This window comes from Stenotrophomonas sp. SMYL11 (assembly GCF_036320005.1).
GTDB lineage: Bacteria > Pseudomonadota > Gammaproteobacteria > Xanthomonadales > Xanthomonadaceae > Stenotrophomonas > Stenotrophomonas maltophilia_A.
The window spans coordinates 100,937-127,256 of record NZ_JAWIRS010000006.1 but is presented as its reverse complement, the minus strand read 5'-3'; the positions used below and the strand labels follow the sequence as shown (position 1 = coordinate 127,256).

The window sequence follows — 26,320 nt, the reverse complement described above, 5'->3', positions numbered from 1 at the left end:
CAGATTTTTCTGACAGTCCGACTTTGCCGCTAACCGGCGGTTCGATCGAGGTGAACGATGATTTTCCGTAACCACAAAGCTGTGCTTTCCGTCCTCGTCGCGACCGCCCTGACCGGCGCCGTGGTCACCGATGCCTTCGCGCAGTCCTCGCGCTCCTCCGAGCGCGGCAACCGCGGCGGCAAGCAGGCCAAGGCCGAGGTGCTGTACCCGAACGCGACCCGCCAGGAGCCGACGGTCAAGGCTTCGGCCAAGCTGGGCAGCAAGCTGCAGAAAATGATCGACAGCTACAACAAGGAAAAGTTCCCGGAGACCCGCACCCAGGCCGACGCCATCCTGGCTGACAGCGCCGCGAACGAGTACGACAAGTCGCTGGCTGCGCAGCTGGCCTCGCAGGCCGCCTACCAGACCGACGACACCGCAGCGGCGATCGCCTACCTGAAGCAGGTCCTGCAGTTCAATGGCCTGGACAACAACGGCCACTTCCAGTCGATGCTGATGCTGGGCCAGCTGGAGCTGCAGGAAGACAAGACCGCCGAAGGCCTGGCGACCCTGGACAAGTACTTCGCCGAGAGCAAGTCGACCAAGCCGGAAGAGCTGATCGCCAAGGGCCAGGCGCTGTACCAGCTGGAGCGCTACCAGGAAGCGATCCCGGTGCTGAAGCAGGCCATCGCCGGCTCGACCGAACCGAAGGACAACTGGAACCAGCTGCTGATGGCGGCCCTTTCCGAAGCCGGCCAGTCCGGTGAAGCGGTGAAGGAAGCCGAGGCCCTGGCTGCCAAGAACCCGAACGACAAGAAGGCCCAGCTGAACCTGGCAAGCATGTACATGCAGGCCGACCAGATGGACAAGGCGGCTGCGGTGATGGACAAGCTGCGCAGCAGCGGCCAGCTCACCGAAGAGCGCGAGTACAAGCAGCTGTACTCGATCTATGCCAACACCGAACACAAGGAAAAGGACGTCATCGCGGTCATCAACGAAGGGTTGCAGAAGGGCATCCTGAAGCCGGATTACCAGGTCTACCTGGCGCTGGCCCAGTCCTACTACTACTCCGACCAGGTGCCGCAGGCGATCGATGCGTGGCAGAAGGCTGCCCCGCTGTCCAAGGACGGTGAGACCTACCTGAACCTGGCACGCGTCCTGCATGCCGAAGGTCGCATCCCGGAGGCCAAGCAGGCCGCCCAGCAGGCGCTGGCGAAGGGTGTGAAGAACCAGGCTGATGCCAAGAAAATCATCAACCTGAAGTAAGTAGGAATAACGCCTGAATGCCTGCACAGTTGATGCGCAGGCGCTCAGGATTGGTATAAGCTTGGAGGTTCCTGCGGTGTCATGCACCGCTGATCAGGGATTCCGCCCCTGGCATCCCCGGCCCCACTATTGAGCTCTTGGCGCATGACGGAACAACTAGTCGTTCACCGGTACGAACAACCCGATGACAAGGGGCTGAGCTGGCCTCGCATCGTCGGCATCGCGTTTGTAATTGCCCTGCATCTGGCCGCGTTCATGATGCTCCTGATCCCCGCCGTGGCTCCCAAAGCCGTGGCTGAGAAGGAGCGCAACGTCATGGTGACCATCGTCGACGCGCCGCCGCCGCCCCCACCGCCGCCGCCGCCGCCGCCGCCGCAGGATACTCCGCCACCGCCGGTGAAGAATCTGTCGCCGCCGAAGCCGTCGCCGGTCCCGCCGCCGCCGCAGGCGCCGGTCGTGGACGTGCCGGAACCGCGTCCGAACGATATCGTCACCCCGCCTGCGCCGCCGGCGCCGCCGGCTCCGCCGACCTCGATCGAGGCCAGCGTGGATATCTCCTCGAAGGCCATGAATCCGCCGCGTTACCCGCCGGCAGCCTTCCGCGCGGGTATCCAGGGCGAAGTGATCCTGATCATTGATGTCGATGCCAACGGCAACGTCACCAATGTCACGGTGGAAAAGTCCAGCCGTAACCGCGACCTGGACCGTGCTGCGATGGAAGCAGCTCGCAAGTGGCGCTTCAACGCCGCTGAATCTGGCGGTAAGAAGGCGGCAGGTCGCGTTCGCGTCCCGGTCAACTTTGCGCTGAACTGATGCGTCCGGGTGGCCACCTGGCCACCCCCGCTCTCAGTTCGATTGTTTAGCTTAGCTACACCCTTTATCACCACACACAACAAAGGTAAGCGTCATGCTGCAGGAAATTTTCATCGCCGCTGCTGCCGGGGGCAATCCGTCCAACGCCCTGTCGCAGATGGGCTTCGAGCACCTGATCCACGAAATGACCACCAAGCCGGGTGATTTCGCGGTTTCCTGGGTCGTGCTGCTGACCCTGGTCATCATGTCGGCCATGTCCTGGTACTGGACCGTCATCAACATCTTCCGCGCCACCCGCCTGAAGAGCGCCGCTGATCGCGTCGTCAGCCTGTTCTGGGACACCCCGAACGCGCAGGACGCCATCCGTGCGATGGAAGAACAGCCGGCTTCCGAGCCGTTCTCGAAGATCGCCCTGGACGCTGCCCAGGCAGCTGCCCACCACCAGCGCGCTGAAGGCGGTGCTACCGGCGGCGTCGGTGAGAACCTGAGCCGTTCGGAGTTCGTTGACCGCGCTCTGCGTCAGGCCGTTACCCGCGAAAGCAACAAGCTGCAGTCGGGCATGACCCTGCTGGCCACCGTCGGTGCAACCGCTCCGTTCGTCGGTCTGCTGGGTACCGTGTGGGGCATCTACGGCGCGCTGATCAAGATCGGTGCCACCGGCTCCGCTTCGATCGACGCCGTTGCCGGCCCGGTGGGTGAAGCGCTGATCATGACCGCGATCGGTCTGTTCGTCGCGATCCCGGCCGTGTTCGCCTTCAACTTCTTCAGCAAGATCAACAGCGCGACCATCAGCAAGTTCGATACCTTCGCGCACGACCTGCACGACTTCTTCGCCACCGGCTCGCGCGTCCGCTAATTGCGGCGCGCGTCACCCAGCGACGAACGTAAGTAGTCACCAAGATCTAGACGGAGCCCGTTATGGCTTTCAGTAGTGGTAACAGCGGCGGCCCCATGGCCGACATCAACGTTACGCCCCTCGTGGACGTGATGCTGGTGCTGCTGATCATCTTCATCATCACGGCGCCCCTGATGTCCCACAAGGTCAAGGTGGATCTGCCGGAAGCCAACCTGATCCAGAAGCCGGAAGACGCTGAAAAGCGTTCCGGACCGATCACCCTGGCAGTCAAGGAAGACGGCTCGATCTACTGGAACGACGAAGAAATCAACAAGCAGACTCTCGAGTCGCGCTTGGCGACCGCCGCCCAGCAGACCCCGCAGCCGCCGCTTAACCTGCGTGGTGACCGCACCACCAAGATGCGCGTCATCAACGACCTGACCAAGGTCGCGCAGGAGCAGGGCATGCTGGACGTCGGCTTCGTCGCGACCAAAGAAAAGGGGCAATAAGCCATGGCATTCAGTAGTGGTGGTGGCAAGGGCCCCATGGCAGACATCAACGTCACGCCCCTCGTGGACGTGATGCTGGTTCTGCTGATCATCTTCATCGTGACCGCGCCGATCATGACGTACCCGATCGCCGTGGACCTGCCGCAGCGCGTGCTCAACCCACCGCCGCAGCTGGTCGAACCGCCGCCGCCGATCGAACTGAAGATCGACGCCAGCAACCAGGTCTCGTGGAACAACAGCCCGATCAATACCAGCGAGCTGCAGCAGCGGATGGAACAGGAGGTCCAGCGTGACCCGACCAACCAGCCGGAACTGCGCATCGACGCCAGCCCGGATTCCGAGTACGACGTGATGGCCAAGGTTCTGGCCGCTGCGAAGAATGCTCAGATGAAGAAGATCGGTTTTGTGCAGCAGTAACTGCTACACCGCAACACAACAGTCATGACGCGACTGCAGACGCCCCTGGAAACAGGGGCGTCTTTTTTATGCCTGACGGTCTGGACCGCTATGATCGGCGGATGCTCGCCCTCTTCGACTCCCTGCGCCACTGGCTCGACGGCATCGCCCACCTTGGCACGATCCTGGCGGTGGCCTATCTGCTGTACCTGTTCGCGCTGGCGGGCTGGATCATGCTGCAGAAGCGCGAGCCGGTGGCGACGCTGAGCTGGATCCTGTCGCTGGCGCTCTTGCCGTACCTCGGCCTCTTCATCTACTACCTGCTGGGCCCGCAGAAGGTGAAGCGGCAGCGCCTGCGTCGTGGGCGTGCGCGCTCGGGCATGGAGCATTACAGCGACGTCTGCCCGCCCGATGCCGACTGCACCGAGCTGGCCAAGATCGCGCAGGCCACCACCGGGCTGGCACCGAGCAGCGCCACCGAAGTGACCTGGCTGGTGGACGGCGCAGCCACCTACGCCGCGCTGCTTGAAGCTGTCGCGCAGGCACGCGATCACGTGCATCTGGAGTACTACATCTTCAACCCGGACCATGCCGGTACCGCCCTGCGCGACGCGCTGGTGGAACGTGCGCGGGCCGGCGTGCAGGTGCGCCTGCTGCTCGATGCGGTGGGCTCATCCGCCCTGCCGCGGCGCTTCCTGCAACCTCTGCTCGATGCCGGTGGCGAAGCGATCTGGTTCCACCCACGGCAGCTGTTGAAGCCGTTCAAGCGCCCATGGTTGAACCTGCGCACGCATCGCAAGCTGGTGATCGTCGATGGCCGCCTGGCCTTCACCGGTGGCATCAACATCACCGACGACGAGGATGAAAGCCGCAGGACCGACGCCTACCGCGACCTGCACATGCGCATCCGTGGCCACGTGGTGCGAAGCCTGCAGCTGGTGTTCGCCGAGGACTGGCTCTACGCCAGTGGACAGGATCCCTCGCGCATGGACATCGCGCGTCTGTGGCCAGCCGACATGCCGCTGCGGGGCGATGGCCCGATCAATGCCCAGGTACTGGTGTCGGGTCCGGATTCGGGCTGGGAGACCATCCATCGCCTGCATGTGGCGGCGATCCAGGAAGCGCACGAGCGCGTGTGGCTGGTCACGCCCTACTTCGTCCCGGGCGAAGCGGCGCGGATGGCGCTGACCTCGGCCGCGCTGGGCGGCCTGGACGTGCGCCTGCTGGTGCCGAAGATGAGCGACTCCTGGTTCGTCACCCAGGCCGCACGCTCCTACTTCGATGAGCTGCTGCACGCCGGGGTGAAGATCTACGAGTACGGCCCGCGCATGCTGCATACCAAGGCCTTCATCGCCGATGACGATGTCTGCATCGTCGGCAGCGCCAACTTCGACCACCGCAGCTTCCGGCTGAACTTCGAGCTGTCGATGATGATCAGCGACCGTGACCGCGTCGCCGCGCTGGCCGAACTGCTGCAGGGCGAATTCGACCGTTCCACGCGGGTGCACGACCAGGCCGGCCGCTCGTTGTGGCTGCACCGCCTGCCCGAGGCCTTCGCCCGGCTGGCCTCGCCGCTGCTCTGACGCAGCGCTACACTGCGGCGATCATCCGGGGAGCCCGACTATGTACTGGTTGTACCTGCTGCTGGCGCTGGGCTGCTTTGCCTTCGCCCTGAAGACGCCCAGCGCCGGGCTGATGAGCCTGTGCCTGCTGGCCGCCCTCGCCTTCCTGCTGGCCTGGGTGCGCGGTCGCTACGTGGCCCGCTTCGGTGACCTGCAGCGTGACCCCGCCACCCTGGTCGACACCGAAGAACTGCGCCGCCTGCGCGAGCAGGCCCAGGCCCGCCGCAACGACGACGCCAACGACCACGATCCGTCCCCTCTTTCCAAGTAGTTCCGTTCCATGACCCAGCTCAGCGTCAACGTCAACAAGATCGCCGTCCTGCGTAATTCGCGCGGCGGCGCCGAACCGGACGTGGTGCGTGCCGCCCAGGCCTGCCTGGATGCCGGTGCGCATGGCATCACCGTGCACCCGCGGCCGGACCGTCGCCACATCACCGCCGAGGACGTGCTGGCCCTGTCCACGCTGACCCGCGCGCGTGGGGTGGAGTTCAACATCGAAGGCAATCCATTCGCGCCACCGCGCGAGGGTTATCCGGGGCTGCTGCAGCTGTGCGCACAGACCCGTCCGGCGCAGGCTACCCTGGTGCCTGACAGCGACGGCCAGATCACCTCCGATCATGGTTTCGACTTCGAGCGTGATGCCGAACGACTGCGCCCGTTGGTGGCCGAGCTGAAGGCGATGGGTTGCCGGGTCAGCCTGTTTGTCGACGCGGGCAACCCACTGCTGGAGCAGGCGGCCGAGGTAGGCGCTGATCGCATCGAGCTCTATACCGGCCCCTACGCCGAAGCCCACTCCGCTGGCGATGCTGACGCGATGCTGGCGCTGTTCGCCACTGCCGCACGCCGTGCACAGGCCGTTGGCTTGGGCGTGAATGCCGGGCATGACCTGTCACAGGACAACCTGCGCGATTTCCTGGCCCACGTGCCGGAGGTGCTGGAGGTGTCGATCGGCCACGCGCTGATCGGCGAGGCGCTGTATGACGGGCTGGATGCCACGGTGCGCGGGTACCTTGCGTTGCTCTGACCGCTCCCCTGTAGCGTCGAGCCATGCTCGATGCAGCACCGCCCTGAACCCTTCAGGCGGCCGTCGCAGCCACTGAGACGGCCGCGACGTACCCTGCCGCAATGGGTATTGCGATCAAGGGTCGAGGTTCCACGTCCCACCTAGCCGGGCGCTTTGAAAGCACCGTCAGCGAGGCGGTGGACGACGGTTGGGCGGTCGACGAGAGCGAGGAGTTCCTTGCCCCTCGCCTGCGCACCGAGGTTCGTGCCGAGACCGCGCGCAGCATCATCAGCCGCAACACCTCGCCGGACGTTGGCTTCAGCCAGTCGGTGAATCCGTATCGCGGTTGCGAGCATGGTATCAATACCCCCTGATTGTTCACTAGATAAATACCTAGAGATCAACAACTTAGGGGAGAATCGGTAAACACATTGCTCTGGCCACAAGCCCCGCGCAGTGCCGGCCAACACGCCCATCCTGGAGGTATTGGCCAACCTTCGTGGTCTGCAAAGAGAGTTAGAGCCCTGCGGCGCGTAGCAGGGCCGACATCGACGTACCCATGCCTTTAGCCACTCGCTCCAAGGTAGCGAGAGTGAGGTTCTTTTCGCCACGTTCGATCTTGCTGTAGTAGGCGCGGTGCATCTCGATGTGGTCAGCAAAGGCTTCTTGGCTGACGCCCAGATCAATACGATGCGCTCGGATCACATCTGCAAGTTTCGCTTGGTTCGTATGCTCGACCATACGAAGCAGCTTGTGGTTCTAGTACTTTAAAGACTACGCCTCTAAAGGTAGTCTACTTATAAGTACTAATCGCCTCTCCCATGAACTTTTACCTCGTATGTCCGGAACTGGAGTTCACTCTTGAGCTTCCCTTTTCTCCCATGGGCAGGGAGCAAGTCGCAATGCAGGTGCGTCGAATGCAAGAAGAGGAAGGGCAAGCAAGAGGCTTTGAGTGCCGCCTGGCAGAAGAGCTCTCAAAGCTCATTCCCCAACTAACGGATTGGGACATCAAGCCGCCTACGGGTGCGCAGATGGCATACGCGACTTCGCTTTGCGCACAGTTGGGCATTCCACTGCCTGCAGCAACGCGTCGATCGCGGGCATTGATGCAGATCTTTTTGGCGGAAGCCAAAGCGCTCCATGGCCAACGCAGCTGACAAAGGCCTTGCCAGCCGAAGCTGTGGATAAGCTTGGGCAAAACCTCTTCGCCAGATGACCGTATGGCCTACAGCTACCTGAATTTCACGGTGTTGCGGCGCCTGTGGTTAGCAATAATACTAACAGCCAACCACCCCAAGTTGTTGTCATGGAACAGGATGCTCGAAAGGCCCAAGTTCCCCTCAAAGGTAGAGGGGCCGCATCGCGTGTCCCAAGCCGTTTCGATACCACTGCAACAGTGGGAGTCGACGATGGCTGGGAATCGGTCTACCAGGAGATGGAAAACGCGCCACGGCTGAGAACTCAGGTGCAGGAAGAGCGAGCGCGCACAGTGATCAGCCACAACTCATCCCCTGACGTTGGGTTTAGCGCGTCGGTAAACCCGTACCGCGGCTGCGAGCATGGGTGCGTTTACTGTTTTGCTCGCCCTTCTCACTCCTATTTGAGCCTCTCACCAGGCTTAGACTTCGAGACGCGCCTGTTTGCAAAGACAAATGCCCCGGAGCGGCTCAGAGCAGAAATTAGCAAGTCGAGCTACAAGTGCGCCCCGATTGCCCTGGGGATAAACACAGACGGCTATCAGCCGGTTGAAAGGAATTACCAGATTACACGCCAATGCCTTGAGGTGCTTGCCGACGCAAAGCATCCGGTGAGCTTTGTCACCAAGAGCGCCTTGATCACCAGGGACACCGAACTGCTGGCGTCGATGGCCAAGGATCGGTTGGTTACGGTCTACTTCTCGGTCACCACGCTCGACAGGAAGCTATCTGCAAAACTGGAACCACGAGCTGCTGCTCCCCACGCAAGGCTGCGAGCAATGCATCAGCTGCATGAGGCAGGAGTACCGGTAGGGGTTTTGATCGCACCGGTCATTCCCATGATCACCGACCATGACCTAGAAGCCATCCTAGAGGCTGCTCACGAACACGGCGCTCGGGCAGCAGGCTACGTGCTTCTCAGGCTACCTAACGAGATTAAGGACATTTGGAGAGAATGGCTCGAGCTGCACTTCCCGGACCGCGCTGCGCATGTGCTTAGCTTGATGCGACAGATGCATGGTGGAAAGGAATATGACGCCAGCTTTGGCACAAGGATGTCCGGAACTGGCCCTGTAGCGGACTTGATCCGGAAGCGCTTTGAAAAGAAGCATCGTGAGCTCGGTTTCACTAGGCTGCCAGCGCTGGCCACTCATCTTTTTCAACCTCCCCAAGAAAAGTCGCCACAGGGGCAACTTTTCTAGCCGAAGGGAAAACGTGGCTAGCATCAGTACAAAGCTATGGATGCAGTCCGAGCGGCGCCTACAGGGATAGGGCGTCCTGGGTTTCTGAGTACTGATACCATCTCCCCGAAAAGGAAATAGCATCTCCTCCTCAGCGAGCTTAGACGGCTCTCCAAACATATTTGGTTATCCCGCTTCCTCATGAAAAGGACCAGCGTATGCCCAAGCAAGTGAGAGGTTTATCAGTCTACCGAAGCACGATTGAGCGGCTGCCACAGTTTCGTCTTCTTAGCGGTCCAATCACAGAACACCAAGCGGCGATGCTGGGATTCGACAGCCTTCCACTCGCAGGCGCTTCCATTGTGCCAAGCGCCGAAGGACCCGCGACGTTATTCAATGCCCGAGGCAAAGAGGTCATCCGAAAGGACCTTCCGATGGTCACCAAGTCTCGATCAATCAATACCTCGTGGAAGGACTGGCACGGACGCACTCACCACGGTACCCAGACAAGATCCTATGAGACCTATCCCAGGGAATACGTTGCACCACCTGGTGAATTCCTCACTGCTGTAGATACAGACAGTGGTATCGCAATGGCTACTAGGATCATTGACCGGACGGAGCCAGAAGAGAGTATTGCAAACCTCCTCAACATCTACCTGGAATGCTTCCAACACTTCGAAATCGTTGACCCGGACCTTGCGGTGCCGGTGAGGGTCGAGAAGATCAACTGGCGCATTCTCCCGCCGGGGAAGTTCCCGTTCGATAGAGCAATGCAGGTATTGGATAGCTATCTGAAGCAGTTGACCGACAGCGACCGCGCAGTCGCTAAGCAGCGCATCCGGACCATCACTCGTCACGAGCCCGACTTCATGGCAGTCGGACTAGGCGGTTTCAGTGAGTACATCGTCTTTGGGTTCACGCGAAGGAATCGGTACGTGTTCGAGAGTCCCGAGTCAGGCAATGCCACTTACATCTTCAGGAACGAGTGGGAGGCGGTGTCTCAGCTCACCAAACGCCAGATCCTTCAAGAGCAGCTGCAGGAGACCAGGATCATCCACACCTCGCGTTGGGCCGTAGAGGTCTCAGAAGAAATCCAACGGAAGTGAAGTGGTTGGGCAAAGTTTCAGAAGGGCGTAGCCCGAACCGGTACCATGTGACCCACGCCATGGATAGGTACCTACCGATGCGTTTACTCAGGCTTAGAAGCTTAGATAGGAACTCCCAATGAAGCCAACCATCCTGGCACTGGACCTCGAAGGTACGCTCATCTCCAACGCAATCAGTCAGATTCCTCGCCCTGGGCTTCACCGGTTCCTAGAGGATGTCCGATCGCAGTTCGAGGAACTTGTACTGTTCACTACGGTTCCCGAGGCACTTGCAAGAAGAATTGCCGGACTCTTGGCTAGGGAAGGCAGTGTTCCGGCATGGTTTGTCGAACTTCGATACATCCATTGGTCTGGAAGGACAAAGGATCTTTCCTATGTCTCCCCCCGCGTGGGTGAAGCCCTTCTCTTGGATGACCATGGCCCATATGTGCATGATGGGCAGGAGAGACTGTGGGTCGAGATCCCGATGTTCGGCTCTCCGTACTCGCCAGACGATGACGGGTTGCAGAACGCAGCTGAACGCCTGACCGATCGCATCATGGAACTGCAGAGTGCATCCAACCAGGGCCACATGATCGCCGGTCATGGCTGAGCAGCGCGTTGTCTCGATGGCTCATTGAAAGAGCGCGCATGCAGCGGCCGTCCTCTCTCACATTCGGCACAGTTAGGGATCATCACGCGGGTAGCACTCGAGAAATTCTCTGATAGCGTCGCCCCGGAGAACCCGGAGAACCCGGAGAACCCGGAGAACCCGGAGAACCCGGAGAACCCGGAGAACCCGGAGACGGCCACCCAAAGGTCGCCAGCAATCAGAAGTGGTGCAGTGCCGTTGCGGCAACCCTACTTTTTCCGGCAGCAATTGAATTGGTAGCTCCAGGCGCACCCACCGCCCAGCCAACACGCTTCCCTAAAGGACGCGCAGTAGCAACCGCGGCGTCTCCCAATTGGTGATGTCAACTCACTGCCAGCCTTGGGTAGCCATTGACCGCGCGCTATCGATTGCCGCGCCAGGCGGACACGCACGTTGGTACTGAAGGGGCAAATCTAGCCTGGGCAACGAGCGAACCCACCTCTCTATTGCGCACTTCACCCGTACCAGCGAGCGGGCCTTCCTTCACACCGAACGTACCAGTAGGGTCACGATCACGCGTAAATCAATGAATCAATGGAAGTAAAAAGAAGGCATGATTCTCATTTCAGTTGTTAAAGTACCGTAAGGCTCACGGCAAAAAAAACTTCTCGTATACCTGATAGCTTTCGGCGCCATGGCCTATGACGTCGAAATATGCACCGCACGTGCGATCGCTCCGGAAGCGACAGAAATCGCGGGTACGCGAGGCGTACCCTTACCCGAGGGATTCTGCTTTTTGGTCAGCAGGGCTGATGGAACGATCGTTCAGCCCGCATTTGAATTCTTAGCAGATGCCCATCTAACGATCGGTCCAAAGCCAAAGCTTGCCTGCAGCAAGAACACGACAGCAGCTATCGCGGCGGACCTCACCGACTTCCATCACTTTCTTGACGCAAGAAAAAAGCTCGTTTCCGACGTAGATGAGGATCTCCTCAGATCCTATGCGGACACCTTGACTGACCTAGACTCAGCGGTGACCCTGGACAAGCTCGCCGCCGCGACTATTCATCGAAGATGGTCGACCCTGACCAAGCTGATCGCATTCTGCGTAAAGCGGGGATACCTGAGAAAGGCACCAGCGCTGCTGAGCAAGCAGACGAAGCGAGGAACTGTTCAAGTTCTCGACGTTGGCGTCGATCTTCCCGGGCTGAACGACGCTGACGAACTCATCACTGCGCTCCATCCCGAGACCGTCGTCGGTATTCTTGACGAACTAGGTCCCAACCCTTTGCTCGAACGGAACGGTCTCGTTGAACTAGCATTCGCTACCACCGCACAGCGACTGATGGCTGAGCTTTGCTATCAAGCAGGACTGAGGCGGGCGGAAGTATGCGATCTGAAAGCGCAGACCGTCCTTGAGACTCATACGAGAGGGCGCGATCCTTTCAGTGCAGTGGCTATCCCCGTCGTCGGGAAAGGTAACAAGAAGCGCAACGTTCCCGTTCCAGTTTGGCTACTCGAGGCGCTGAAGCGTTATGCAAAAGGTGTTCGGCAGCGCCTCATTGACCTCCGACTGGGGTACCACAAGCTCGAGGATCACGGCGTCCTCTTCGTCCTCAACGCAAACAACCGCAAGCATGCGGGCAATCCGATAACCCCGCAGATCTTCGACCGGCATTTCGCCCAGGCCAAGGACAGGCTGCTCAAACGGCTTTCCAAAGAGCTTGACCTGGCTCGCTACGAATCCACGCAGCGCGAGCGGATAACCATTCACGCCCTTCGACACACCTTCGCCTTGTACACGTACATGGAGAAGCGCGCAAACGGTGACATGGATGCGATCAAGTATGTCCAGTCAGTACTGGGACACAGTCTCAGGGATACGACCGAGTCCATCTACCTGCGAAGCGCGAACGCATTCGAGAGCGAAACCAGGGAATCGATCAGGCTGCACCTTGAAGGTCAACCCTTTATGCGAATCGGCGTCGAGGCCTGACGAGCTGGAGCGCGCACGGCTCCGCGGCCAAGGCATACGCACTAATCCTCGCATGTGACCGACTCACCTATCAAATCAGATTGAACACGGATTGGAGCGTTACGTGGCAGGAAGAAGGTCCGCCCAACTGCGGCACGCCGTAGTAGTTGAGGAAAAGGTAGGCAACACAAAGAAATGGGATGTCCGCGAGAGCGCGGGTCGCCTAGAAGTCGCGTTCAGGCGCGCCGGAGACCTGCGCGACAACATCGTCAATCTCAGCCGTTGGAAGGGCATAGGTGCAGCGGCACCGCTCTTCGCCGAGGCGTTCTGTCGAGCTAACAAGAACAGCAGGGAGACGACTAGATCCTCTTCAGCTAACAACATCGTGAGTGGCCTGGTGCAGTACCTAACCGTAAAAGGGGTAAAGATAAGCGGCCCAGACGACACTCCGATGGATCTCGGCGAATCATTTCTAACGTATCTGAAAGGTGGGGATACCACGCACCCGACAGTTCTCTCGGTGCAGACCCAGCGCCACTATTACGGGACCTTCAAGAAGGTCGTTCTTGCACTGCACGAGATGGATCCACGGTGGAAGGTGATCCGTATTCCGCCAAAGCCGTTCGCAGGACTGCCACGGAAGAGCAAGCCCAAAGAGCTGGACCGTGCGGCTTGGGCCAACGTCATGAAGGCGGCTGTCGAGGAATGCATATCGACAATGGACGAAGTGTGGCCGCTTCTAGATAGGGTTCACAGTGCCCTCGCTCAGAAGAAAAAGGGCGACGCTGTATCGCTAAGCGACCCGGCAGAGGCAATTGCTCAAATCTTGGCAAACTTTGACGGTCATCTTCCTCGCCAAGCCGCGGTTCACAAGCTCCCAGGCGTAGGAAAGATCAGCGAAAGCGAGTACTTCCGTCTGAGGAGACTAGCGCACCCCATCGGCGGCGATCTGATCCCATTCTTTCTCGTACTAGCCATGCACTCGGGCTTCAACGAGCAGCCACTTAGAACACTCACCCTAGATGGCATATCGGAGCACTACCCGCTTGGACAAAAGCGAACGGTGATCAAGTCCTCTAAGCGCAGGGCAGGAACTTCCGCTCAGGGCGCGACACAGCGAGCAGCCTTCCCCGCTAGCGATCACCCGCTAGCGCCGGAAAGATTGATCAGTTTCGTGATTGCTTGGACCAAACGAATTAGAGACTACGCTGCTGGTGAGCTTGCCAATGACTTCTTCCTCCACGCCGTTTCCGAAGGCGGGCGGCACAAGCGCCGAGGAATGCACATCGATTCCTACTCAGCCAGAACCGACGACGTGACCACGCGGGTGACCGGTTACATCACATTGTTCTGCAAACGAAGGGGGCTTAAGTACTCTGGCTCCCAAGCAAACAGGCTTGCGTTCTCCGAAGCGGTTGATGGGCTGACCGACGGCGACGCCTTCGAGCTCCGAGCAATGCTAGGCCATCGGCTATTGTCAACTGGCCAAGACAGTTACCAGACAACCACGATGCAGCGTCGGCAGAAGGAACAGCTGGCAGGAGCCCTGACGGCACAGGAGCGTTGGGTGACTTCAAACGGAAAGATTGACACGCGATCCGCGCGGAGTGACCGCGATCAAACGGCAGCAACGCAGGGCTTCTGCTGTGCAGATCCATTCCAAAGTCCTCAACCCGGGCAGCGCCATGGGAAGCTCTGCACCGCCTATGGTGCTTGCCCTGCGTGCCCACTCGCTGCGGCTGACCCAAACGAGGCCTATGCCCTCGCCCGCTTTCTTCAACTGCAGGAGCTATACGAAGAAGCCAGGGCAGACCTTGGCAGCGAGATCTGGAGGCGAAAGTTCGAGAACGCCTACCTTGCTCTCCGCGATTCATGGATTCCGGCAGTGAGCACAGCTGCGAATCAACAATCAGCGGCGATGATCATGCTGACGACCCTGCCCGGACTTGAATAGCTAGGGCGCTAACGCCACTAGCGCGTCCACTCTAGAGAGAAAGCCATGCCCGCACTAAGAAATTTCGAAAAAGCACAGGCAGAGACTCTGCATCCTTCATTCCAAGTGGACTATGACAGTGATATCTGGACCTTCGCCCAGACCACGGTCGGCCAACAGAAGGAGTTTGTCACAGTTGACTGGGCAATCCCGCTGGCGCGTGGAGAATTGCTCACAGACCACAAACACAGAGCACTCCTCGCCGAGCTGAAGTGCTACCTCAAGACCGCCATCATCGAGGACACGGTGCGCATGACGGTTGGGTCTATCCCTGCCACCTACATGGGCTTGAGGGAGCTGGTCAAGTTCATGGGGCAGCGGAAAATCCACTCCCTCTTTGACATTTCGACAGCGGTAAGCTGGGAATATATCGAAGGTCTCGAAGAGCAGTACATGACCGCTGGAGATGACACCGGTCGAGACAGGGCGTGGACGCATGCGACCGCCTACAAACTCATCCACCCACTTACACAGATCTACGAGATCGCGGACAGATTGCGCGCTAGAGGCGGACAAGCACCGTCCGAAGCGCCGTTTGACGGACGAAGGACCTATGACGTCGTGACAGAGCCGCTTGGGCTTGCTCGAACGGGTGGATTGATGCCTGTCCCGGACGAGATCTCCGTACCAATCCTTTCTTACGCATGTGAGTGGATTGACCACGGCTCTGAGGATGTGATCAGACTTCAGGCTGAGGTCATCCCTATGCTCATCGACGCACGGAGTGCCACGGGCGCGAGACGAATTGCCTGTCTTCGTCAGATCAAACGGCACATCGAGGAATTCCAGATGAGTCCGATCCCAGGGACACTAATTTCCTGGCATGAGCCATTGACCGCCATAGATCGGATTGATGACGCTGGAGACGAGCGCGGGATTAGCGGAACTCAAAGCCTGAGACGCCTAATACTGATGACTCAGAGCGCATGCAGTATCTTGCTCCAGGGATGCACTGGAATTCGAGCTCATGAGCTGATTGGCCTCTCCCTGGACCACGATCCGACGCTACAGCACGGCGTGGTCAAGTCAGTGACATCGCTAGACGGACTGATGGAAGTTTTCTCCATTTGTGGCATTTCCGCCAAAAGGGAAGCGACGCGGCATGAGTGGACTGCCGGGCTGCGCCCGTTGGGCACAAATCACCTGCCGATCGTAATAAAATCCATCGAAGTACTGGTGCGGCTAATGGAGCCTTGGCGAGCTCTATCGGGTAGTAAGTCACTGATGCTTAGCTTCTCCCACGCCAAGTCCCTTCCGTCGGGTCCCGATGGAATCGGCCGAATGACAGCCTCCAGAAATTCTCTGCTGCAGCGTGAGTTCGCCGTCGAAGCCCTCACGAAGAAGCGTGGCATCGAAACGACGCAAGCTATCTACGAGGTGAGATCCCTTCGCCCGCAGCGATGGAGGATCACCTTTGCGCACTATGTCTTCCGATCCAAGCCGGAACTAATGCCAGCGCTACGGACGCACTTCCGTCACATGAGCGAGCAGATTACGGATCAGGGGTACATTGGAAACGATGCGGCCCTGCTCGAGAACTTGGAAGGAGAGAGAGTCATGGAGACCTCTCGGTTCCTCGTTCAAATCACGCTTGGCAAGCCAATCGGAGGTGGACCGGCGCAGCGGCTTCTCATGCAGCATGCCGAATCAATGACCGAGGCACTGTCCGAGATGGACGGAGAGACGCTGATCGATAAGGCCGTGGCATACGTGAAGCTCACCGACCTGCGGATATGGACAGGGACTTACGCGAGTTGCCTGATTGATATGTTGCCTGACCGTTCCAGTTGCAACCCACAAGCAAGCCTCCTCACTGTTCGCGCCTCGCCGAACTTCGGCCTACGGTCGCCCGGGCTGTGCGCGGGGTGCAAGTGTTGCATCATCCTGCCAGAGCATAAGGACTTCTGGGAGGATCGCCTCCTGAAAAATCAGGCCATTGTCCAGGCAGAGCGGACCAACTCTAGGAATCAGCCTTCCAAGATTGCTAAGAGTCGTGTTGTTCAGAGTCGAACAGTCCTGAGGATGATATCCAACGCTACCGGGGACGCTTCCGATCGTTCCGGCGAAAGTTGACGACATTGGCTCCATCGTCTCTGTTGGTACTTCTTTTCTGAAGCCGGGACACTGCTAGTTGGAGAGATGCGTTGTGGATGTTGGTCTTGTAAAGCAGAGCCTTTAACCTTGCATTCTCAGCCTTAATCTTAGTGAGCTCTTCAGCCACCGAGCCTCGCTTCTCCTCTTCAGCCAGCTCCTGAATTTTAAGCCAGACGTGCCCAAGTCGAGCGTGCCTTGATCCAAAGCTCCCTCTATTTACCCCTGCTTCGGCAGCGACCGAGGTAGGCGTGATGATCCGATGACCTGCGGCCATCTTTGCTTTCAGCAGTTCATTGGTCGGGCGTCGCTTCACCAGGCGGTCAAGAGCCGCCAAAGCCCTGTCCTCTACTGAGTTGGGTCTGCTCATTTTGCCGTCCGCTGATGTCTCATTAGTAGGCAGATAGCGTACGCCACCTTCGCCGCCCAATCATCTATGTGGACAAGGAGGACCCTGGAATTAATCCTGATGCACTCGCTGCCCGGCGAGATCGACATGCTTCAGACCCAGATGTTCAGCAACGACTTTGGTACAGGGTCTACCGTGACCATCGCAATGACGAAGCGCCGCAAACCATCGTGCTTGATAGGGCGAGCATGGCTAGGTTAGCGGGCTATGGGGCCGGGGTCAGCGTTGAGGTGCGGGAACAGATCACCAACCCTTTCGCACCACGTGTGAGTGCTACATAGAGGTTTTGCGCGCTCATGCTCTCTGGATAAAGGACCACGGCAATGTCTGCCTCGAGACCTTTCAGCAGGAGAGTGCTGCCGACTGCTTTGCGCGCAATGGGACGGCTGAGGTGACGATTTCGCTCCCGGGCTTGAAGCGCGGCTCCCAATAGATCTTGCTCTTGGTTAATAACGCTTCGCATGGCTGATCGACAGCAGTGCAGAATCTCGGGTCGATAGACCCGAGTGCCTGTCTGTTCGGCCAAGGCGTCCACCAGCCGTAAGGCGCTAGCCATGCTCCGCTCGGACTCAAAGGCGACTGCCTCAGCTTCTACAGGAGTTGGAGGGGTCTTGGCTCTCCCTCTACGAATGGTGCCGACACGCGTCACAAGATTTGGCGCGCCGACACCCGTCATCATGAGAGCGGAAAAGGTGGCCAAGTCCTGCAGCGCAGTAGGAGCCTGAAGATTGAAATGCCTCGCGAAGTTGACGAGGTCTCGCATGTCCACGGCTTCTACCGCCATTGCCCCAGGCGTTTGGCTGGTGAGCTGATGGCGCCCTTGGACATTCATGGACTCGCCAATGACCAGAACCGTTCCTTGGCTGCCAGGCGCATTGGTTCGTGCCGCAGTCAGCCTTTGTTGCACCTCACGACCGGCAACCAGCTGGATCCACCGAACGGATGGCGGAGCCGTGGTCAGATCAATGGGTAAGCTCGCCGTAAGAGCATGCCTTTGGGAGAGCAGCCACTGGCCCAGCTCTTCGTTACCTGCAATCTGCCAGCGCCAAGGAGTTCGAAGGCTACCCTCGGCTGGGAAGGATGATTGAACGTCCCGTTCCCAGTGAACCAGCCGATTTCCGCCAAATCCGAAGATGGCCTGTAAAGGGTCTCCGAGGACGCAGGTGGGCAAAAGGGAAGCGAGGGCGGACACGATGGAGTGTTGGACGGTGCTGCAATCCTGATACTCGTCAACCAACAGCCGGGCGTAGGTGGCTGCGATGGGTTGAGCGATATGCCCCGACTCCAAGAGTCTTCGGACTGATTCACGGATCGCGGGATAGTCGCTACTCGCGTTGTTGAGCTTCAAGAGTTCGGGATGATGGCCACTGCGCGTCGGGAACTTGGCGATGAGACGCATGGCGAATCCATCAATCGTCGAGAGTCGATAGGCAGAGCAGGGAACCCCCGCGCGTTTCAAGCGTGTCCTCAACGCGGTGACGCCAGCATTTGTGTGAGTTAGAACAAGGACCGGCCTGTCCCCAGCGTGGGATTTCAGCGCGTCGGCAATCAGCTGAGTTTTGCCGCACCCTGCTGGGGCGGTAATAGATCCGCGTTGGATGGCTAGCAGATCGATGTCAGGCGGCACGGGTAAAGGCCCAGAGTTGGTCTACTACTGCCTTAAAGCTGGCGTCCGCATCGGCGTAGCCGCGAGAGACGATATCCAGGACGATTGACTGGTAAGTCGTGAGAGACTTGAACCAGCTCTTCTTTTTGGTGCGCGAGACCTCGCCAAGCAGTACGCGAATATCGAGCGGATACGGCGACTTCGGCCTCAATGCTTCGATGGACGCCAAGCTTGTTAGACCGTTCGATTTGGCAACCAGCTGTTGGTTCACAAGGTCTTCACCGACACGCTCTTTAGCCTTCAGGAGCAGGGCATCAATTGATGTGTCAGGAAGGCAGAGGAACAGCTCGTCCTCCAACGTCATTCCTGCCCGCCAAGTCGTGAGGCTGCCACCTGATTGGAGATATGCCTCTGCAACACCTGGCGCGGCGGGCTTGTCAGCGTCGATGAAGACGAGGACTCGGTAACCCAACTTCATAAGCGCAGTTGCACGGGCAAAAGCGTTATCCGGAGTGCCTCCGCCTGCGTTGACGTATGCACCACCTAAAGCCAAATAAGATGGTTCTTTGTTGGCCACTCCCCATAGATCGAGGCCACGCACAAATCCCACCTCGCTTGCTCCCTCGCACACAATCACAGACTTCGCCAGGAAAGCTTCCGGGTCAGTCCGCAGCGTGCTTTGAATCTCGTCGGTTGAGCCAGCGGAAATGACGACATGGCCAGCCGGTCGTGGTCGAACCACAAGTAGCTGCTCACCTGAAAGCTCGCGAAGTGCCACAGGGGAGTGTGTTGTGAGAAACGCTTGGAGAGGCGGGGGCGTCTCCTTGGCTCCCAAGGAATCCAGCAGCCGCATGAGCCGATGGGGTTCCAATCCATATTCCACCTCATCCACCAAGGCAATCGGCGCTGACTCCGATGCGGCCCGTTGAAGTCCAGTCACCAAGAGTCGAGAAGAACCCGTACCAAGTGACCGAAGGGGGATGCCTGCCTCGCTGTGGAGCGCGATGGCGCCTTCGCCGATGGAGACGGAGTGCGAATCGAGTAAGGCTTGCGGCATCGACCCGACGTTAACCCCAAGGCTCTGGGCCGTTGTTTGGACGATTCCGAGTGTCTGACTCAGGTGGGGCGACGCTTGAGCGCCAAAGTTGGCGCGTGCCTGACGCGCTGCGAGAGCGAGCTGGGCTCCCAATTCTGCGCGTTCGTCGGTTAGCCGGTTGAGGACCGATCCGCGGCTCCAAGACAAGTTGGAGCTTGCAAAGCTGCCTATACGTGCCGGGGCCAATGCGATTCGTTCTTTCCAAGGCAGGCTTCGTTCCAAGCCTTGTTGAAGCGACCTATCGGAAACCAGCGTCCAGCTGGGCTCAAGGTCCGCCCCGACTTGAAGCTGCAGGGTAAGCACCGTCTCCAGGCCCGCGGCGGGTTCGTCTTCGAGGGTGTCAAATACCGCATCGAACCCTCGCAAGAAGTCCCCATAGACATCAATGTCCATCAGCGATGCTGGCAGTTCCCCGAATGTCACGGCAATACGAATTGGCTCTGAGACATCGAGGCCAAAAAAGTCCATGTCGCCGAAGGAGATGCTTCGTCGAGCACCCAAGCACAGGTCGATGGCATCGAGGATGGTGGATTTGCCACTGTCGCCAGGACCGATCAAACAGTTGATGCCCGGAGCTGGCGCCCAGTCGAGTGCCTTGATGGACCGAAAATTCCGGATGGCCAAATGGCGAATTCGAGGCATGGGGGCGTCCTGTAAGAGGCATGGTCAACGATCCGTGTAGGACGCGGACTGACACCAACTTCGACCACGCCCCTGAGGCAATCCTAGCCCTAAAGCCTTCTGCCAGTCATCCGCTCATTGGTGGAACTTGGCGCCATGACAAAGCTACTTCGCGAACTGCCCCCGCTTTAGCTCGGTAACACCGAAAGAACAGTTCCAAATTCACTTCTTCCGTAGTCGCCTCGCCCCTATACAAGAAGGCTAAGCATCCTGGACGACGGAGGTCCACTCATGGCCGGAAGAGGACATCAATTAGGTCGTAAGGTAATGAAGTACCACGCTTCAAAACGCTGCCTGGGAACTTGGATTGGCCATTGCGATCGTAGTCGCCTCGCCCCTATACAAGAAGGCTAAGCATCCTGGACGACGGAGGTCCACTCATGGCCGGAAGAGGACATCAATTAGGTCGTAAGGTAATGAAGTACCACGCTTCAAAACGCTGCCTGGGAACTTGGATTGGCCATTGCGATCGTAGTCGCCTCGCCCCTATACAAGAAGGCTAAGCATCCTGGACGACGGAGGTCCACTCATGGCCGGAAGAGGACATCAATTAGGTCGTAAGGTAATGAAGTACCACGCTTCAAAACGCTGCCTGGGAACTTGGATTGGCCATTGCGATGCCCTAGGATTATTGGGTTGACACTCTGATAAAGTTGGACCGAGCTCGAAAGATCCACAGGGAAAGGGGGGGGGGGCGGCATGGCTCGAAATACGTCTGGAGCAGCTGGGCTGGTGGTGGTCGGATTTTTCGCATTACTTGTCGCAATGTGCAATGGGGGCGGGCAGCGCGACTCACAGCGCTCCTCAGTGGATCAGGCACCGGTCGCTCCTCCGGCTCAGACGGAATCCTCTCGTCCGGAGATGACAGAGACGCAGTTCGTGTCAACCAGTACGCTCAACCAACGGTCTTCTCCCAACGGACAGATCATCGGAAGGCTCGACGGCGGCGACTCTGTTGTGGTGTATGAACGCAAAGGAGCGTGGGCACGAATATCGGCCCAGGGCGCCCCTGCCAAATGGGTCAGCTCGAAGCTACTTTGTAGCGGAAGCGGCTGCTACCGGCCTAATAATCGGCCCGTGTCACCCTCGCGCGAAAAGTTCCGGCCCGCACGTACCGATTATTCTGATGGGAGCTGTCCGTGCTCTGGATCACGCGTCTGTATTGGTCCTCGCGGCGGACGCTACTGCATTACGTCTGGAGGCAACAGGCGCTACGGTGTGTGACCAATCTGGCTGCCTACGTCGGCTTCTGGCCGATAGCGGACATAGGCCCCGCGGCGAATGTCCACCTCTTCTTTGGCGATTCGGTCAGAGCTCAATTCAATCTGATCAACTGCCTACCAGCTTGTCGACTTCGCCTGCGAAATGATCTTGGGATCTGGGAAGCTACCCTTGAGAGTGCACCGAGGCGACCGCGATGCCGGCCGGATTTCCCCTCAGGCGCTATGCCAGTCTACAATATACCGTCAAATACCCAACGGATCGGCTAGCGATGACTCCACCCTGACGCTTGATTGAAGAAGCGACCCAGACACTTAGGTCTGGAAGGGTGCCTGTTTCTTTCGTTTGGCGCGCACTGCTGTGCGCGGAGATCATTTTCTATGTCTGCAATTTATCCCCTGCGCCAGCAATGGCTCGGTAACATCCGTGGTGACCTGCTGTCGGGCATTGTCGTTGCGCTAGCCCTGATTCCTGAGGCAATCGCGTTTTCCATCATCGCCGGCGTCGACCCAAAGGTAGGTTTGTATGCCTCGTTCTGCATCGCCGTCATCACCGCCATCGCCGGTGGCCGCCCTGGCATGATCTCGGCTGCGACCGGCGCCATGGCGTTGGTGATGGTCACGCTGGTGCGCGAGCACGGCATTCAGTATCTGTTTGCCGCCACCATCCTTGCCGGCGTCCTGCAGATGCTGGCCGGCGCCCTGCGGTTGGGCTCGCTGATGCGCTTTGTGTCGCGCTCGGTGGTGACCGGATTTGTGAATGCACTGGCGATTCTCATTTTCATGGCGCAGCTTCCCGAGCTCATCGGCATGCCGTGGATGGTGTATGCGATCTGTGCTGTGGGTCTGGCAATCATCTACCTGCTGCCGCTGCTGACCAAAGCCGTTCCTTCGGCATTGGTGGCGATCGTGGTTCTCACGGCCGCTTCCATGTATTTCGGCTTCCAGGTACGCACCGTAGGCGACATGGGGGCGCTGCCTGACAGCCTGCCGTCGTTCCTGATTCCGGATGTGCCATTCACCTGGGAAACACTCCAGATCCTGCTGCCGGTTTCGGCGACTTTGGCGGTCGTTGGCTTGTTGGAATCGCTGATGACCGCGCAGATCGTCGAAGACATGACCGATACCCCGAGCCAGAAGAATCGCGAATGTGCTGGCCAAGGCTTGGCTAACACCGTAACGGGCTTCTTTGGGGGCATGGCAGGCTGTGCAATGATCGGCCAGTCGGTGATCAACATCACTTCCGGTGGCCGGGGCCGTCTCTCGTGCCTTGTGGCCGGCGTGGTTTTGCTCCTTCTGGTTGTTTATGGGTCAAACCTGGTGAGTCAGATTCCAATGGCCGCACTGGTCGCGGTGATGATCATGGTCAGCATCGGCACCTTCAGCTGGCGCTCGCTGCGCGAGCTGGCCATTCATCCCAAGAGCTCTTCGGTCGTGATGATTGGCACGGTCATCGTGACCGTGGCTACCCACGACCTCGCCAAAGGCGTGTTGACAGGCGTGATCCTGTCGGCGGTGTTCTTCACCCGCAAGGTCGGCAAGATGCTGATCATCGACGACACCCAGGTCGAGACCGACTCGCGCGTCTACGTTGTGAAGGGGCAGGTGTTCTTTGCGTCTGCCGGACAGTTCGTGAGTAGCTTCAACTATCTGGATGTCCCCAAGGAGGTCATCATCGATCTGAAGGACGCCCACTTCTGGGACCTGACCGCCGTTGATGCGCTCGACCGGGTAGTGATGAAGCTGCGCGAGCACGGCGCGACCGTTGAGGTGTTCGGTCTCAACGATGCAAGTGAGACCTTGGTAGACCGCTTGGGAAAGCATCGTACGCCAGGCGCCACACGGTCGTCGGGTCATTGAACAGATGAGCGAAGCGGGCACCGAGGGGTGCCCGCTTCCTTTTCGGCAGTCATCGAGTTGACATATGGCAAGGCAATACTTCGATTATTCTAGATAAATGGTTGCGATGACATGCGTCCCCTGAATGTTCTGTTCCTTTGCACAGGCAACTCGGCGCGCAGCATTCTTGCCGAAGCACTGGCCAGCCATTTAGGGCGTGAACGTATCCGCGCTTACAGTGCGGGCAGTCATCCCAAGGGCGTAGTTCATCCGGTGGCCCTGCAGGTGCTCTCGGAGATTGGCTTCGACGTTGCCGGGCTGTCGAGCAAGCCGTGGGAGGCATTCGCAGGTCCGGAAGCACCGCAGATGGATCTCATCGTAACGGTGTGCGATCGTGCCGCGGGTGAAGCGTGTCCCGTGTGGCCAGGCCACCCGGCTACCGCCCACTGGGGCATCCCCGACCCGGCCGCAGTGCAGGGCAGCGCTGAGCAGGTCCACAAGGCGTTCCTGAGCACGCTTCACCAGCTCCAGCACCGTCTCGGATTGCTGTTGGCGCTCAAGCCTGAAGCGCTGGACCGCATGGCCCTGCAATCGCAGGTGCGGGCGCTGGGCAATGGCACCGAGGCTCAGGGGCCAGATGGCAGCGGAGAAACAGCCCCGACGTAGTCGCTGATTTGCCTTGCTGCCTCGCGCGCGTATCGGGTCATCCCAATCAGCGTGGCCGAATCGTCGGCCAGGAAGGCTGGCTCCCGTTGGGTGATCCACGTGGTCTCGGTCACCTTGGAGACTATCGAGCTCCAGCCCGCCGGCAAGAACAGATGCAGGGATTTCCACGCATGCTGCCACGCCCCGCCAAGCGACGTTTCGGCATCAACAATCACATAGGACAGCCCGCTGCGGCGCAGAAAGCAGCCAGCCGAAAGACCCACCTGGCCACCTCCGATCACCACCACATCGACGCTGTCCATCGGGACTTCCTCATGCTGCCGCACCTGGGCGGTTCAGCGGCTCCGTGCATCGGCAGGAAAGTAGCGTTTGCCCAGCCGCAGGGCGACGTGGACCAGCAGAATCAGCACGGGCACTTCCACCAGCGGGCCGATCACGGCCGCGAAGGCTACCGGGGAGGCCAGCCCGAACGCCGCGATCGCCACGGCGATGGCCAGTTCGAAGTTGTTGCCTGCTGCGGTGAACGCGATCGCGGTGGTGCGGGGGTAGTCTTTGGCGATCAGCTTGCCCATGAAGAAACTGATGACGAACTGGATGATGAAGTACAACGTCAGCGGGATCGCGATGCGTACCGCGTCCATCGGAATCCTCAGCACATCGCCGCCCTTCAGGCTGAACATCGCCACGATGGTAAACAGCAGTGCGGCGAGGGTTACCGGGCTGATGGCGGGCAGGAACGTCTCTTCATACCATTGCACGCCCTTGCGCGCCTTCAACCATCGGCGGGTGAGGAAGCCCGCCAGGAACGGGATGCCAAGGTAGATCAGAACAGCCTCGGCGATGGTCCAGAAACTGACATCGATGACGCTGCCCTGCAGACCGAACGCCGGCGGCAACCAGGACAGGAAGAACCACGCATAGACGCTGAACAGCGCAATCTGGAAGATCGAGTTGAATGCCACCAGCCCGGCGACGTACTGGCCGTCACCGCGGGCAAGCTGATTCCAGACCAGCACCATGGCGATGCACCGTGCCAGCCCGATCAGGACCAGGCCGGTCATGTACTCGGGGTAATCGCGCAGGAACAGCACGGCCAGGCCGAACATCAGGAACGGACCGACGATCCAGTTCTGCAGCAGCGAGAGCATCAGTACCCGTTTGTCGGCGAAGACCCGCGGCAGTTCCTCGTACTTCACCTTGGCCAGCGGCGGATACATCATCAGGATCAGACCAATCGCGATCGGGATGTTGGTCGACCCTATGGAGAGGCTGTTCAACGCGCTGGGTACACCTTCGAACAACGCCCCCATGCCGACGCCGAGCGCCATGGCGGCGAAGATCCAGAGCGTGAGATACCGGTCCAGGAAGGACAGGCGGGAGGTATCAGTGGTCATGGGGATTTCCGGAAAGACGGTCAGTTGATCTGTGCGATCGGGTCGAGCCGGGCCTTGAGGGCCTCGCTGTCATCCCAGACGCTGTCTGAGATCTCCAGAAACGCCTTCAGGCGCGCCTTGATGATCTGGTGCGCGCGATCGAACGCTTCGGCTTTCTGTCCGTCCGAGCCTTCAACGCCGGCCGGATCGAACAGGCCCCAGTGCACCCGTACAAAGTCGCCGAACACTACCGGGCATGCCTCGGCTGCCGCGCTGTCGCAGACGGTGACGATCAGATCCATCGGCGCGGCATCCGCTTCGGCGAACTCGTCCCACGACTTGCTGCGAAGGCCGTCCACCGGGAAACCCTCGCGCTGCAACTGAGCAATGGCAAACGGGTTGACGCGGCCGGCCGGCTGGCTGCCGGCGCTGAAGGACTCGTAGCGGCCTTGGCCCCACTTTTTCAGGGTCGATTCGGCCAACACGCTGCGAGCGGAATTACCGGTACACAAGAACAGGACGCGACGGGTCATCTGAGCAATCTCTAAGGTGGGTTGGTCAGCAGCCAGCGGGTCGTTCGCAGGCCTGTTCGTCGGCACAACAGTTCTCCGTGAGATAGGCCACCAATGCGGTCATCGCCTCGAACTCGGCCCGGTAGCAGATCGTCCGACCACGTTGCTCGGCGCTGATCAGGCCCGCAGCCAACAGTTCCTTCAGGTGGAAGGAGAGCGTGGCACCAGGCAAGCAGAGCGTCTGGGCAATGTCACCGGCCAGCTTGCCGCCTCTGCCGGCCTGTACAAGCAGGCGGAAGATCGACAGGCGGGTGGCGTGGCCCAAGGCAGCAAGAGCGCGGGTTGCAGCGTTATGTTCCATGATTCTAGAATAATAGAA

Annotated in this window: 24 protein-coding genes and 1 pseudogene; 18 read left to right on the top strand and 7 right to left on the bottom strand. The window is 59.4% G+C overall.

Annotated features, from left to right (window positions below; all coding sequences use genetic code 11):
• The first annotated feature begins 57 nt into the window (after positions 1 to 57).
• The 9 genes and pseudogenes from V3B46_RS11365 to V3B46_RS11325 all read left to right on the top strand — a co-directional run.
• Positions 58 to 1,245: a tetratricopeptide repeat protein gene (locus V3B46_RS11365; protein WP_049447424.1), complete on the top strand. Its 1,188-nt coding sequence runs from the start codon at positions 58 to 60 to the stop codon at positions 1,243 to 1,245.
• A gap of 144 nt (positions 1,246 to 1,389) precedes the next feature.
• Positions 1,390 to 2,058 (top strand): energy transducer TonB, encoded by a 669-nt coding sequence (locus tag V3B46_RS11360; protein ID WP_049465507.1) that lies wholly within the window; start codon positions 1,390 to 1,392, stop codon positions 2,056 to 2,058.
• A gap of 94 nt (positions 2,059 to 2,152) precedes the next feature.
• Positions 2,153 to 2,914, top strand: coding sequence for a TonB-system energizer ExbB (exbB, locus tag V3B46_RS11355; RefSeq protein WP_049420916.1), 762 nt, complete (start codon positions 2,153 to 2,155; stop codon positions 2,912 to 2,914).
• A gap of 62 nt (positions 2,915 to 2,976) precedes the next feature.
• Positions 2,977 to 3,402 (top strand): ExbD/TolR family protein, encoded by a 426-nt coding sequence (locus tag V3B46_RS11350; protein WP_005411739.1) that lies wholly within the window; start codon positions 2,977 to 2,979, stop codon positions 3,400 to 3,402.
• A gap of 3 nt (positions 3,403 to 3,405) precedes the next feature.
• Complete coding sequence (locus tag V3B46_RS11345; RefSeq protein ID WP_005411740.1) at positions 3,406 to 3,819, top strand: ExbD/TolR family protein; 414 nt, start codon at positions 3,406 to 3,408, stop codon at positions 3,817 to 3,819.
• Positions 3,820 to 3,920: 101 nt separating this feature from the next.
• Positions 3,921 to 5,381: a cardiolipin synthase gene (gene cls / locus V3B46_RS11340; protein ID WP_329891922.1), complete on the top strand. Its 1,461-nt coding sequence runs from the start codon at positions 3,921 to 3,923 to the stop codon at positions 5,379 to 5,381.
• Between the two features lie 40 nt (positions 5,382 to 5,421).
• Entirely contained in the window at positions 5,422 to 5,691 is a 270-nt protein-coding gene (locus tag V3B46_RS11335; protein ID WP_164090617.1) for a hypothetical protein, read from the top strand.
• Positions 5,692 to 5,700: 9 nt separating this feature from the next.
• On the top strand, positions 5,701 to 6,444 hold the full coding sequence (locus V3B46_RS11330; RefSeq protein WP_329891921.1) for a pyridoxine 5'-phosphate synthase: 744 nt from the start codon (positions 5,701 to 5,703) through the stop codon (positions 6,442 to 6,444).
• Between the two features lie 101 nt (positions 6,445 to 6,545).
• Positions 6,546 to 6,782 (top strand): annotated as a pseudogene (locus tag V3B46_RS11325) (radical SAM protein); the annotation flags it as partial.
• A gap of 157 nt (positions 6,783 to 6,939) precedes the next feature.
• Here the strand turns inward: V3B46_RS11325 and V3B46_RS11320 are convergent.
• Positions 6,940 to 7,164, bottom strand: a complete 225-nt coding sequence (locus V3B46_RS11320) for a helix-turn-helix domain-containing protein (protein WP_049452997.1) — start codon at positions 7,162 to 7,164, stop codon at positions 6,940 to 6,942.
• Positions 7,165 to 7,244: 80 nt separating this feature from the next.
• Between V3B46_RS11320 and V3B46_RS11315 the strand changes: the two genes are divergently transcribed.
• The 7 genes from V3B46_RS11315 to V3B46_RS11285 all read left to right on the top strand — a co-directional run bounded on the left by V3B46_RS11315 (position 7,245) and on the right by V3B46_RS11285 (position 16,521).
• Entirely contained in the window at positions 7,245 to 7,580 is a 336-nt protein-coding gene (locus V3B46_RS11315) for a hypothetical protein (protein WP_049452996.1), read from the top strand.
• A gap of 149 nt (positions 7,581 to 7,729) precedes the next feature.
• Positions 7,730 to 8,821, top strand: coding sequence for a PA0069 family radical SAM protein (locus tag V3B46_RS11310; RefSeq protein ID WP_049452994.1), 1,092 nt, complete (start codon positions 7,730 to 7,732; stop codon positions 8,819 to 8,821).
• Positions 8,822 to 9,234: 413 nt separating this feature from the next.
• A complete protein-coding gene (locus tag V3B46_RS11305) occupies positions 9,235 to 9,909 on the top strand; it encodes a hypothetical protein (RefSeq protein ID WP_229653729.1) in 675 nt (224 codons plus the stop codon).
• Positions 9,910 to 10,027: 118 nt separating this feature from the next.
• On the top strand, positions 10,028 to 10,501 hold the full coding sequence (locus V3B46_RS11300) for an NIF family HAD-type phosphatase (protein ID WP_049452990.1): 474 nt from the start codon (positions 10,028 to 10,030) through the stop codon (positions 10,499 to 10,501).
• Between the two features lie 673 nt (positions 10,502 to 11,174).
• Positions 11,175 to 12,476 (top strand): tyrosine-type recombinase/integrase, encoded by a 1,302-nt coding sequence (locus V3B46_RS11295; protein ID WP_049453416.1) that lies wholly within the window; start codon positions 11,175 to 11,177, stop codon positions 12,474 to 12,476.
• 91 nt (positions 12,477 to 12,567) lie between these two features.
• On the top strand, positions 12,568 to 14,409 hold the full coding sequence (locus V3B46_RS11290) for a hypothetical protein (RefSeq protein ID WP_199801528.1): 1,842 nt from the start codon (positions 12,568 to 12,570) through the stop codon (positions 14,407 to 14,409).
• A gap of 45 nt (positions 14,410 to 14,454) precedes the next feature.
• A complete protein-coding gene (locus V3B46_RS11285; RefSeq protein WP_049453419.1) occupies positions 14,455 to 16,521 on the top strand; it encodes a hypothetical protein in 2,067 nt (688 codons plus the stop codon).
• 632 nt (positions 16,522 to 17,153) lie between these two features.
• On the opposite strand, the gene V3B46_RS11280 is transcribed toward V3B46_RS11285, so the two are convergent.
• Positions 17,154 to 18,575, bottom strand: a complete 1,422-nt coding sequence (locus V3B46_RS11280) for a UvrD-helicase domain-containing protein (RefSeq protein ID WP_049453421.1) — start codon at positions 18,573 to 18,575, stop codon at positions 17,154 to 17,156.
• Positions 18,565 to 20,292 carry an ATP-dependent nuclease gene (locus tag V3B46_RS11275; RefSeq protein WP_049453423.1) on the bottom strand — a complete coding sequence of 576 codons (1,728 nt, stop codon included), beginning with the start codon at positions 20,290 to 20,292 and terminating at the stop codon, positions 18,565 to 18,567. Before V3B46_RS11275 ends, V3B46_RS11280 begins: the two co-directional genes overlap by 11 nt.
• Before the next feature lie 1,640 nt (positions 20,293 to 21,932).
• Between V3B46_RS11275 and V3B46_RS11270 the strand changes: the two genes are divergently transcribed.
• Both V3B46_RS11270 and V3B46_RS11265 read left to right on the top strand, forming a co-directional pair.
• Complete coding sequence (locus tag V3B46_RS11270; RefSeq protein ID WP_049453246.1) at positions 21,933 to 23,411, top strand: SulP family inorganic anion transporter; 1,479 nt, start codon at positions 21,933 to 21,935, stop codon at positions 23,409 to 23,411.
• A gap of 111 nt (positions 23,412 to 23,522) precedes the next feature.
• Positions 23,523 to 24,056 carry an arsenate reductase ArsC gene (locus V3B46_RS11265; protein WP_080353442.1) on the top strand — a complete coding sequence of 178 codons (534 nt, stop codon included), beginning with the start codon at positions 23,523 to 23,525 and terminating at the stop codon, positions 24,054 to 24,056.
• Here the strand turns inward: V3B46_RS11265 and V3B46_RS11260 are convergent.
• Genes V3B46_RS11260 through V3B46_RS11245 form a run of 4 tightly spaced genes read right to left on the bottom strand, consistent with a single transcriptional unit; the run spans position 24,017 to position 26,302 of the window.
• Positions 24,017 to 24,358 (bottom strand): FAD-dependent oxidoreductase, encoded by a 342-nt coding sequence (locus V3B46_RS11260; RefSeq protein ID WP_049453249.1) that lies wholly within the window; start codon positions 24,356 to 24,358, stop codon positions 24,017 to 24,019. The two genes, V3B46_RS11265 and V3B46_RS11260, sit on opposite strands and share 40 nt — an antisense overlap.
• A 33-nt stretch (positions 24,359 to 24,391) precedes the next feature.
• Positions 24,392 to 25,450: an ACR3 family arsenite efflux transporter gene (gene arsB / locus V3B46_RS11255; RefSeq protein WP_049453252.1), complete on the bottom strand. Its 1,059-nt coding sequence runs from the start codon at positions 25,448 to 25,450 to the stop codon at positions 24,392 to 24,394.
• A gap of 20 nt (positions 25,451 to 25,470) precedes the next feature.
• Positions 25,471 to 25,962, bottom strand: coding sequence for an arsenate reductase ArsC (locus V3B46_RS11250; protein WP_024957947.1), 492 nt, complete (start codon positions 25,960 to 25,962; stop codon positions 25,471 to 25,473).
• A 25-nt stretch (positions 25,963 to 25,987) separates the two neighbouring features.
• Positions 25,988 to 26,302, bottom strand: a complete 315-nt coding sequence (locus tag V3B46_RS11245) for an ArsR/SmtB family transcription factor (protein ID WP_049453254.1) — start codon at positions 26,300 to 26,302, stop codon at positions 25,988 to 25,990.
• Positions 26,303 to 26,320: the final 18 nt, after the last annotated feature.